Annotated in this window: 11 protein-coding genes and 4 pseudogenes; 12 read left to right on the top strand and 3 right to left on the bottom strand. The window is 43.0% G+C overall.

Features of this window, described 5'->3' with window-relative positions; translation table 11 throughout:
• Nucleotides 1-102: 102 nt before the first annotated feature.
• Nucleotides 103-576: a GNAT family N-acetyltransferase gene (locus RCO25_RS33785; protein WP_309000432.1), complete on the bottom strand. Its 474-nt coding sequence runs from the start codon at nt 574-576 to the stop codon at nt 103-105.
• A gap of 247 nt (nt 577-823) precedes the next feature.
• Between RCO25_RS33785 and RCO25_RS33780 the strand changes: the two genes are divergently transcribed.
• The 3 genes from RCO25_RS33780 (at nt 824) to RCO25_RS33770 (ending at nt 2810) form a co-directional block, all read left to right on the top strand.
• Nucleotides 824-1252: a disulfide oxidoreductase gene (locus RCO25_RS33780; protein WP_309000433.1), complete on the top strand. Its 429-nt coding sequence runs from the start codon at nt 824-826 to the stop codon at nt 1250-1252.
• Between the two features lie 91 nt (nt 1253-1343).
• Complete coding sequence (locus RCO25_RS33775; RefSeq protein WP_309000431.1) at nt 1344-1811, top strand: MEKHLA domain-containing protein; 468 nt, start codon at nt 1344-1346, stop codon at nt 1809-1811.
• Nucleotides 1812-1931: 120 nt separating this feature from the next.
• Complete coding sequence (locus RCO25_RS33770) at nt 1932-2810, top strand: DUF72 domain-containing protein (RefSeq protein WP_309000430.1); 879 nt, start codon at nt 1932-1934, stop codon at nt 2808-2810.
• Between the two features lie 45 nt (nt 2811-2855).
• On the opposite strand, the gene RCO25_RS33765 is transcribed toward RCO25_RS33770, so the two are convergent.
• A complete protein-coding gene (locus RCO25_RS33765; protein ID WP_309000429.1) occupies nt 2856-3224 on the bottom strand; it encodes a DUF4180 domain-containing protein in 369 nt (122 codons plus the stop codon).
• 334 nt (nt 3225-3558) lie between these two features.
• On the opposite strand from RCO25_RS33765, the pseudogene RCO25_RS33760 reads away from it, so the two are divergent.
• The 9 genes and pseudogenes from RCO25_RS33760 to RCO25_RS35045 form a co-directional block, all read left to right on the top strand.
• Nucleotides 3559-3852 (top strand): annotated as a pseudogene (locus tag RCO25_RS33760) (glutamate ligase domain-containing protein); the annotation flags it as partial.
• A gap of 232 nt (nt 3853-4084) precedes the next feature.
• Nucleotides 4085-4495, top strand: coding sequence for a hypothetical protein (locus RCO25_RS33755; RefSeq protein ID WP_309000428.1), 411 nt, complete (start codon nt 4085-4087; stop codon nt 4493-4495).
• Nucleotides 4496-4670: 175 nt separating this feature from the next.
• Nucleotides 4671-5804, top strand: a complete 1134-nt coding sequence (locus RCO25_RS33750; protein ID WP_309000427.1) for a serine hydrolase domain-containing protein — start codon at nt 4671-4673, stop codon at nt 5802-5804.
• A gap of 254 nt (nt 5805-6058) precedes the next feature.
• Nucleotides 6059-6193 (top strand): annotated as a pseudogene (locus RCO25_RS33745) (integrase); the annotation flags it as partial.
• A gap of 19 nt (nt 6194-6212) precedes the next feature.
• On the top strand, nt 6213-6344 hold the full coding sequence (locus RCO25_RS33740) for a hypothetical protein (protein WP_309000434.1): 132 nt from the start codon (nt 6213-6215) through the stop codon (nt 6342-6344).
• Nucleotides 6345-6361: 17 nt separating this feature from the next.
• Complete coding sequence (locus RCO25_RS33735; protein ID WP_309000426.1) at nt 6362-6691, top strand: hypothetical protein; 330 nt, start codon at nt 6362-6364, stop codon at nt 6689-6691.
• 206 nt (nt 6692-6897) lie between these two features.
• The gene (locus RCO25_RS33730; protein ID WP_309000425.1) at nt 6898-7443 is read left to right on the top strand and encodes a GNAT family N-acetyltransferase; all 546 of its coding nucleotides are present in this window, start codon (nt 6898-6900) and stop codon (nt 7441-7443) included.
• A 112-nt stretch (nt 7444-7555) separates the two neighbouring features.
• Nucleotides 7556-8771: pseudogene (locus RCO25_RS33725) on the top strand (IS110 family RNA-guided transposase); the annotation flags it as partial.
• Nucleotides 8772-9376: 605 nt separating this feature from the next.
• Nucleotides 9377-9571: a helix-turn-helix transcriptional regulator gene (locus tag RCO25_RS35045; protein WP_374992218.1), complete on the top strand. Its 195-nt coding sequence runs from the start codon at nt 9377-9379 to the stop codon at nt 9569-9571.
• A gap of 199 nt (nt 9572-9770) precedes the next feature.
• Here RCO25_RS35045 and RCO25_RS33720 read toward each other — a convergent pair.
• Nucleotides 9771-10020, bottom strand: a pseudogene (locus RCO25_RS33720) (hypothetical protein); the annotation flags it as partial.

Raw genomic sequence — 10020 nt, 5'->3', positions numbered from 1 at the left:
CCATCACCGATATCAGTGGGGACTAAAAAAGATGACTCCTGTTCAGTACAGGAATCATCTACTAAGTGCAGCTTAACACTCTTTTTTTCAAAGTGTCCTTGACTAAGGGGCCAGTTTATAATCCGCCGCTGGGCAGTCCTTCTTTTTTGTGTAAGGCGTATGGATCGGCTTAAAATATATCCACTCCGGGTCGCCTTCATCCAGGTTCTCAATCATGCCGCTTCTTACGAAGCCAAGTGATTCGCATACGCGCTGCATAGCCGTATTGGACTCGTTAGTAGAGGTAAACAGCTTCTGGGTCTTGCAGTTTTGTTCAATGTAATGGATGAGCGCAGATGCCGCGCCTTTTCTTCTAGCCAAAGGGCTGACGATAACAAGTGGAATAAAGCTGTAACCGAAAAATGAAGTATCAAAGAGAGCGAAGCCGACCGTTTCGTTATTTTCTAGGGCGATGATGCATTGCTTCTTTGTTACGGCTGCTTCGAGTAGATTTTCTCGGCTGCTGGAGCCGATAACCAGGCTGTCTATTTTGCAAATAACGGGAATATGATTGGCCGATGCCAACTCTATCTTCATGTGTGATTCCTTCTTTCAGTTGATTTTTCAAACGATCAGCCTATTTTAGATAGAGCAGCAATAGCCTGTCAAGGAGTATGTGGAGTATACGAAAAGGAGCGTATTAACGATATTGTTAATCTGAAACGCAAGAATACTTGTAAAAAGGTTTTTGGACTCTTCTAGCCCTTTCGAGTCATGCCTCCCTCCTTCCTTTGAGCCAAAATAAACATAAGCATGAAAGCTCAAGGAAGGCGAGGAGAACAACCTGGAAGATCAATCGAATAAGAAAAAATCGTTTTGGCTATTTTTTGCTTGGGCAGCGGCTGTTCTAGCGACAGCTGGTAGCTTGTATTTGAGCGAGGTGATGCATTTTGCGCCATGCAGCTTGTGTTGGTTTCAGCGTATTTTCATGTATCCGCTGGCGATATTGCTAGGCATAGCGTATTCAAAGGGGGACACAGGCATCGTTTCCTATGCTCTTTCGCTTGTTGTAATAGGAGGAGGCTTCTCGCTCTATCATTCGGTATTGCAAAAGCTGCCGCATGACTCGCCGCTTGCGGCTTGCGGCCCGGTCTCCTGTCAGGGCGATTACTTAAATTGGTTTGGTTTTATAACGATTCCGATGCTGGCGCTTGCTGCTTTTTTGATTATCCTCACGGCGCTGCTTCGTTTGCGGAAGCTTAACCGGGCATAACTTGAGCTGTGAGCACAGGGCTAACAAGAGGTGGACATGCGCTGCTCCCCGTGATATATAAATGGAAGCGAACAAAACGGGGAGGAAATTCATGATGCAAATACCGCTGACCGGCGTAGGAGCAACGGAGGAGCATGCCAAGCTGTTGGTGGACAGCTTTAAGAAATGGACAGGCAAAGAGCTGCTTGAGCTTGTGCCGGGCGAGAGTCTGAGAGAGCAGCTATTTCAAGCCTCAATCGTCATTTTGTCGCACGGGACGGAGCTCGATCCTGTGTTGAATTACGGCAATCGGCGAGGGCTTGAGCTTTGGGAAATGGAAGGAGAATCGTTCACGCGTACACCTTCGAGGCTTACGGCAGAGTCAATGGAACGGCAGGAGAGGGACCGTTTCTTTGAAGCGGTAACGTCGAACGGCTATGTCGACAATTACTCGGGCATTCGTATTTCAAGTACGGGACGAAGGTTCTATATCCTGAAAGCGATGGTTTGGAATTTGGTCGATGTGGACGGTGCCTACAAGGGACAAGCGGCTGCCTTCTCGGAGTATCAGTATTTATAAATCTATGCTTATGAACGAAGCGGAAAACAGTTCTCTAGTAGATCCATCTACAAGGGGGCTGTTTTTTTCCTGCATAAAAGTTAGGTATAATAGTTAAAAAGCGGGAACGGAGGGAAAAACATGCCGATACATATTGGATTAGCAGGCTGGGGTGATCATGATCAGCTTTATATCTCTGTTGCAAAAGCCGGCAGCAAGCTGCGGCAATATGCGAAGCATTTTCCTCTCGTGGAAGTAGATAGTACTTTCTACGCGATTCAGTCTAAGGAGCGTTTTGCAAAATGGCTGGAGGACACGCCCGAAAATTTGCATTTTGTCGTGAAGGCTTATCAGGGCATGACAGGGCATCAGCGGGGTCCTTCCATACCGGCGACTGAAACGAACGAGATGTTCGCGGCGTTTCGTGAAATGCTGGAGCCTGTGATAGCGGCAGGGCGATTGACGGCAGCGCTGTTCCAATATCCGCCTTGGTTCGATTGCACACAGGCAAATGTACGCATGCTTAGGGAAACGAAGGCGCGGATGGACGGAATAACTTGCGCGCTCGAATTTCGCCATCAAAGCTGGTTTACCGAAGAGTACAGGGAGAAAACGCTGGCATTCATGGAGCGGGAGCAATGGATTCACAGCGTGTGCGACGAGCCGCAGGCGGGGGTAGGATCGATTCCGACGGTGCTGAAGGCTACGGATGCCGAGGCCACTATCGTTAGGTTCCACGGCCGCAACGTTTCCGGCTGGAATCAGGCCAGCGCGCCAAATTGGCGGGAGGTACGCTATTTGTACCGTTACAGCGAGGCCGAGCTGCTGGACTGGGCTGACAAGCTAAGGCTGCTGGAGCAGCAAAGCAAGCATGTATATGTTATTTTCAACAACAACTCCGGCGGAGATGCGGCAGGTAACGCAAAGCGGCTCATGGAGCTGCTCGGGCTGACGCGTCCGGATGGCGGGAGTCCGAATGAACCGCCTGCTCCGGTAGTGGAGCAGCTGGATTTATTTTGAGTTAAGGATGGTGGGGAAAAAATATAGACCACATCGCAGATGTGGTCACGGGGCCTTGTGGAGGGCTTGCAGCGCGGATGGTAAGTCCTTTACGAAGAAAACCTGCTTGCCATTATTGCATTCATAAATAAAATCCTTTAAGCTCTTGCTGTCATAGACGTCAAAGTCTCCAACAATGGCGAGTTTAACGTGATAGTTCGTATATTTTTGCAAAATCTCACCGGCAAGCCGCGTTTTTAACTCGAAGAAATCCTCGGTGATGTTCGACTTGTTTAATGCAATTTTGTAGCAATCCTCATGGTAACTAACGGAAGCCATCAAGTCGAGCGCGTCCTGTGCCTTCTCGATGACAATCTCTTCGCTCTCAATAATAGCCACCTTCGATTCAGCCAGCTGATCAACAATTATTTTCATATTCTCTCCCTGCCATTCGCAGATCTCAAGCTTAATGCAAGTATTATAGCATAGATATTATTGTTCGAAATCGCTGCGTTGCATTTTTATTAATTGACATTGTTTACGACTTGAAGATACACAAAACACAATATTGGATATGATGTGACACAATTAATAGCCCCTCAGAACGATGTATACATTCTAAGGAGCTATTTCCGTGCTACCATTAAACTCCCTTGGTACGATGTGATTTTCAAGGATGGAGTAACTGCGTCTTTAAAATCTCCTGAAATCATAAACATCCAGGGGGTATCAATCGACTCGAGAACACTAAAGAAACGATGCATGGAATGCAAGCCCTATTTCGATGAAAGCAGCAATAGAGACAGATTCTAATCTAGATGGTTTTAATAAAAAGGTTTTGGTTTTAGGTGACATGTTGGAATGGGGAGATAAAGAAATTGAATTTTATGAAGAAGTAGCTAAAAGTATTGACACATCAAAAATACACACCGTATTTACTATTGGTAATTTAAGCAGAATTATGTCTGACACACTTAGTGGTTCAAAATTAGAAGGAGTAGTGAAGCATTTTACCTCAAAAGAAGATCTTGTATCTGAATGTAACCGAATAATAAAAAAATGATGTCATCTTAGTTAAAGGATTACGCGGTCTAAAGTTAGAGGAAATTTGTGATTCGTTAAATAAATGAATAACTATAAATTCCCCGATTAAGCTAACTGGTAACGATAGTTGAATGCTACAAGGGAGCATATCACCGCTGATATGCTCCCTTGTAGCATTGAGGGACGGGCAGTTTAATTCAAGAATAAACTTGGCGACAATAATTGTGATGAACAAAAAGGGGGACGTAATAATGAGCTTAGCTTCCTACATTGGTTGTAATATTGAAGTGCCATCTAATGACGAGGAATATACGGACGACTTCTTTTATATCGGCCGTTGTTTTGCAAGTGAAGAACACCTGCTCAATGTTAAGAAATATCAGTTCACTACGTCTTATGTTTATGAAGTTTCGAGCCAATGGGGTATAGAGATTACAGATGACATGAACCCGGAAACATGTGCGGAATCCAAAAAGAAGCTGTTAGAACTGTGCAAAATCATGGATGGCTATTTAAAGAAGGGCGATTATTTCGAGTTATATAGTTGTTGGGTGGGTGAAGAAACCGAAAAACGAGAAGGCGAGAAAGTCCTTCAAATCATCAACTTTGACATTGAGCAGATTGAAATTCCTGAAAAGACCTTGGTAAGGATTGTAAAATAATGCATTAAGCTAACGGGAAACGATAGTTGAACACCAAAAGGGCTGCCGAGTGGTAGCCTTCGTTACGCTAACGGGCAGGATAACGCAACCTAAGAAGAGAAAATTAAGGAAAAGAAAATGTATGAGGGGGACTAATACAATCTAACTTCAATTAATGAAAGGGAACATAACAAAAATGGAGAAACGGGTAGTTGATAAATTAGATGCCTACATCGAAGGACAAGTAAGTGTAGATGGTTTTTGTAGAACGATTCTCGTAGAACAATCAGGTAATCGCTTACTTAGTAAAGGATGGGGATTAGCTAATCGAGAGCATTTAGTACCAAACCAAATTGAGACGAAATTTCGTATTGGATCGGTCAGCAAACAATTTACGGCAGCAGCTTTCTTGTTGCTTCAAGAGCAAGGTAAACTATCAATTAATGATAAGCTAAGTAGGTTTATTAATGACTATCCAAATGGTGACAAAATTACGATTCATCATCTTCTTACACACACTTCAGGGATACCTAATTTCACCAATTTTCCAGAATATAGATCAATGGCTCGCGTTTTTTCACCACCTGAATTGACCATAACACATTTTAAGCACTTACCTCTGGACTTCAATCCAGGGGAGAGATTTTTTTACAGTAATTCAGGATATATAGTCCTTGCGCGAATTATTGAGCTTGTAACAGGTGAATGCTTTAGTGACTTTCTTGATAAATCAATCTTTAAACCCTTGGGTATGTATAATACTGGGACTGACAATTCTGTTGCTGTCTTGCTTAATCGAGCTTCCGGTTACAAGGTATGGGGAAATTATGTGCATGCTGACTATTTAGAAATGTCTATAATGACGGGGGCAGGAGGGCTGTATTCTACTGTTGAAGATTTGTATTTGTGGGATATTGCCTTTTATTCAGATATGCTACTGTCTGAAAAATCGCGAAACTTAATGATGACACCACAAGTTGTAGTAAATGGAGCTACTAATTATGGATATGGATTGAATATCTCTAACGAGGTTATACTGGAAAATTCGCTCCAAACTCATAAAGTTATTGGGCTCAGCGGTGCAGTCGATGGTTTTATGACAGAATATCAAAGATTCATAAATGAGGATTTATTGATCATTGTTATGAGCAACGTACATCCGTCTCAGCCGGCAGTGATCTTAAAGGATGTGGCTCGTATTGTATGGGGGGAGGAGGTAGCAATACCTCAATCTTCTAAAAATATTATCGTTAATCACTCTCCCTATGACTGTTTTACTGGTAAATACTTAAGTAATAACAAAAAAATTTACCCCTACAATAACAATTGAAAATTCAAAATTATATATAGCTTATGAACCATGGTACAAATATGAACTTCGACCCATAGAGGCATCTCAAGATCGTGGTACTAGCCTCTTCAGAACCGTTGGAGCAGCGGGGGAACTAGAGTTTTTTCATGATGAGGTGGGCAGAGTGTTGAAAGGACTATTTCATTTATTTAGTAAAACAATGAATCTGACACCAAAGTCGCGATGACTCGTGTAAAGCATTATTTGTAACCGATACGAATCCAGTTAAACGAATGGCCATTCCAACACTCAGGTGGGCATTAAAGCGGCTTGCAGGTCGGGGCGAGCTCGAAGCAAATGTATACCCGCATCGCTTTCGTCATACCTATGCATGCCAACTCCTTGATAACGGAGCACCGTTAGATTTCATACAAGGCATGTTGGGGCATGAAAAAACATCAACTAGCCAAATATATGCTCAACTGCGCGGCGAACGTCGGCGAGAATTTTATCGTCGGTTCTTTTAGCGTCGTTTTGTTTTGGAGAAGCGGCGGTATTACAGGGCATGGCTCAATATAAAAAAGGAGACAAATAACTTGGAGAGCAGATTAACTCCTAAACAACAAAAACAACAGCAAGATCGTGAGATTATTGATGAGTATCACAAATTTGTAACTGAGCAAGCTCTGGAACCCTTGTATCAATCTTTTTTGGAATGGAAATCAGGGGCTTTGCCTTATTTCGAACTAACTGAGCTAATCCATGTATTCCATAAAAAGAATCAGGAAATCTACAAGGACTTTACGTACACAGATCATAAAGACCTCCTTCTACTTGCAAAAATGAAATTGGGCCGATTAACTGAGGAGGATATTATTGATAATAAGTGGCTACTGGAACGATGGGGGTTTGAAGATAAAACCTAAATTTATAATAAGCTAGACAGAATGGCCTCCGTCGGACCAACATAAACGTCAGCTACAGGGGAACAGATAGCGAGACTCTGCTCCCTGGTTTCATTAAGCTATTGGGCAGGTTTGCGTGGTGAGTTTTACTTATATTTTGAGTTAGGAAAAAGGAATTGGATGGTCTCCTAACGTAATTGTAATAAAATGAATAGTGGAGGCAGGATATGAACCCTAAATTTGAGACCAATCGCTTAATGCTCCGATTATTTGAGCTCTCTGATGCAAAAATGGTTCAAACACTGGCGGGAACCGAAGAAGTTGCACGTACAACGCTCTCTATACCCCACCCATATCCTGATGGTGCGGCTGAAGCATGGATTGAACGCATCCTACAAGCGGCTCAAAAAGGCGAAATATTTTCATTCGCAATGGTCAAAAAAGAGGATGAGTTATTAATTGGTTGTATGAGCTTGCGCGTATCCAAAACAGATAATGAAGCAGAATTGGCTTACTGGGTAGGTCACTCATTTTGGGGGCAAGGCTTTGCAACAGAAGCCGCCCAGACCGTAGTTGAATTCGGCTTTGAAGGATTGCAGTTAAATCGCATTTACGCTGCTGCGATGACGAAAAATCCAGCATCTTACAAAGTAATGAGTAAAGTTGGGATGAAGTTTAAAGACACTCTCCCTAAACATATTTTAAAGTCTGGGATTTACGAAGACATAGTATTTTACGACTTGCACAAATCGGATTATATTAAAGTTGGTTAAACTAACGGGACACGATAGCATTCCTGTAGAGCGTTAAATTTCCGCTTTGCAAAAAAACGAGCGCCTCGGTACGATGGAAGTACGCAACGGGTCATAGCCCTAAAAATTCCATCATCCAGTCGTCGGGATCGACATCGCACAGCAAACACATGTCGCTCGTGCTGTTAATTTCCGAGGAATCGTGGTCGGTAATCCTCTATCCTTCTCAAATGATGAAGATGGTTTTCACAGCCTTCTTCGGTGGATCCAATCGCTGCAAACCGCTCACGCTTTAACGGCAGCCATTGTTGGCATGGAGCCTACCGGACACTACTGGCTTAACCTATCCAAGTGGCTCTCAAATCGTCATTTTGAAGTTGTTCTCGTTAATCCACATCTTGTGAAAAAGAACAAGGAAAACCGCGACAATACGCCATCCAAGAGCGACAAAAAGGATGCTCTCGTTATCGCAGACATGGTCAAAAACGGCTACTACTCGTTCACTCGCGGGCACACCAGAAGCATTTGAAGAATTACGTGTTTTTCTCTCAAACCGCGACTCTGTCGTAACGAGACTCGTTAGTGCGAAGAACCAAATTCATCGCTGGGTCGACGTTGTTTTTCCTGAGCTGCGACAAGTTTTCAAAAACATCATGTGTATCGGTTCATTGGCCACACTTCGTCTTTTCCCAACGCCCGAAGAATTGAGAAAATTACAGCCTCAAGATATCTTACGAGGCTGGAAATCGCTTGTGAAACGACATTCTGGTGATCGAAAAGCCCGAGCTCTTATCTCATTGGCTTGTAAATCTGTGGGTTCTAAGCAAGCCACACATGCCTACAAGCTTCACTTGAAGCAGCTGCTCGATGAGTACGATCTTGCTTGCCTGCAATTGCAAACGGTAGAAACGGAGATTGTTGCCGTTTTAGATCGCATTCCATTTGCGGAATCCATGCTTGCTGTCAAAGGGATTAGTGCCATTTCACTAGCTGGTATTTTAGGTGAGGCGGGGGATTTAAGCGGTTTTGTTCATGGTAATGCCTTACTGCGTCATGCTGGTCTTAACCTTGCAGAAGCAAGCTCCGGTAAATGGACCGGACAGATGAAGATTAGCAAACGTGGGCGCTCTCGTCTCCGACGTTTCATCTTCTTGATGACCATGAGTTTAGTCGCGAACAATCCGGAGTTCAAAGCCATGCATGCCTACAATGTACAGGTAAAGAAGATGAAGAAAATGAGGTCCATTATGAAACTTTGTGGAAAATTAGCCAGAATCTTAGTTGGAATGGCTCGCAGCGGCGAAGCCTATAACCCTCCTAAAACGTTGCCTATTCAGCTAGCAGCTTAACTTATATTCTACCGTTTCGTTGTACGAGTTTTGGCTTATTCGCAGGATTTTAAAGAAAGCACGGAGTACCGGATATATTGAACCAAAGGGCGCAGACCCGTAACGATAGCAAGACCGCCCTCCACCCCTTGGATAGGCGTAACGAAGGAATGAGAGGGCACTGACCCGTTTAGACATGGGAGTGAAAACCTCCAAGGGCGGCGTGGAGAATGCGTGCAGTAAATGGAAGGATATGGGGCGACAATGATCCCCCTTTATTCCCGTGCGCCTTCATGTTGCCGAAGTCTACTTCTTGTCTTTCAGTCCTTACCAACCGGGCGAAATCCTGCGAATAAGCGAGCATTCGTGAAAAAAACATATCGTACCAAGGGAGTTCAAAATAAAGGGATCACATATTAGTCATGCATAATATGTAGAACCCTTTATTTTATTTTGTTTCCTTAAGTGTTTAAGTCTTGATTATTTTAAGTCTAATACTTTATTACCTTTTAACATTAATTTTGTTTGATCCAAACCACTATGTGAACGCAACTGTTAATTGCTTTTTTATCTATAACTTTGTTGTTATTGTTTATATATAAAATAACAACAGTGTGAGGTGAAGGATGGATATTAAAAAATTTGGAGCCTATATTTCAAAGCTTCGAAAAGAACATGACCTAACGCAGTCTAAACTTGCAGAAAGTCTAAATGTCACAAGACAGGCAGTTTCCAAATGGGAAATGGGTGATTCGTTCCCAGATATACGTTATTACCGAAGTTATCTGAAGTTTTTGGCATCAGCATTGATCAACTCCTAAACCATGGAGCCTCCTAGGGATGAAAATAAAATCATGATGGAAGTAGTAAAAGGAATATCTGAAAATGTTGTGGGGATGATACTGAACAATTAGCTGCCCGTTGAATCTGTTGTAAATGTAGCTCCGATTATAAAACCAAGTACACTGAACCTTATTACCGAAGGTCAAGAAAGCATGGAATTGATATTCAGCATATCGTTCAACTTGCTCGATCCATAAATGCTTGAACATTGATTCGGATCTCAGCTGTTGTGTGGTAGAAGACATTGTTGATTACATCTGCTTTCAGCCATTTCCAGAGTCCTTCAATAAGATTGAGTTCTGGACTATAAGGAGCCATTCCTGTAATGAAGTAATTTGAGCTTTGAAAGAAAAAAGCGCCTCTTGTATACTGGGAAACGTTCCGGCAAGAACAAATCCCAATACGAAAAGAGGCACTCAAGATGAAG

Origin of the sequence: Paenibacillus sp. LHD-38 (genome assembly GCF_031157315.1) — a bacterium.
In the GTDB taxonomy this organism is placed as follows: Bacteria; Bacillota; Bacilli; order Paenibacillales; family Paenibacillaceae; genus Pristimantibacillus.
This window is presented reverse-complemented; position numbering and strand designations above follow the sequence as displayed.